Source organism: Brevibacillus sp. MCWH (genome assembly GCF_013096935.1).
GTDB classification, from domain to species: Bacteria; Bacillota; Bacilli; order Brevibacillales; family Brevibacillaceae; genus Brevibacillus; species Brevibacillus aydinogluensis.
In genome coordinates this window covers 1-391 of sequence record NZ_SDLF01000237.1, presented here as the reverse complement: position 1 = coordinate 391, position 391 = coordinate 1, and the positions used below count along the sequence as shown (strand labels likewise).

1 protein-coding gene is annotated in these 391 nt (G+C 47.8%); it reads left to right on the top strand.

Going from position 1 to position 391, the window contains the following annotated elements; all coding sequences use genetic code 11:
* The coding region (locus ETC00_RS20255; RefSeq protein WP_171567795.1) for an ATP-binding cassette domain-containing protein at positions 1 to 391 on the top strand (391 nt) is incomplete at both ends.

The following is a 391-nucleotide window of genomic DNA, read 5'->3' as shown; positions in this document are numbered from 1 at the left end:
GATTCAGGCCGCATTTACATAGATAAAAAGTCGGTTCAAGATATTCCGGCTGAGGGGCTGCGCAGGAAAATTGGATATGTACCGCAGGAAGTCCTCTTGTTTTCCGGCACAATCAAAGAAAACATCGCTTGGGGCAAAGAAAATGCTTCACTAGATGAAATAATGGATGCGGCCAAACATGCGCAAATTCATGAAACGATTTTGAAGCTCCCAAATGGATATGACACTGTTTTGGGGCAAAGAGGCGTCAACCTGTCCGGCGGCCAAAAGCAGCGAATTTCCATTGCGCGGGCACTGATTCGAAAACCGGCTATCCTTCTATTAGATGACAGCACAAGCGCGCTTGACCTGCAAACGGAGGCGAAGCTGCTTGAAGCAATCAGCACATACC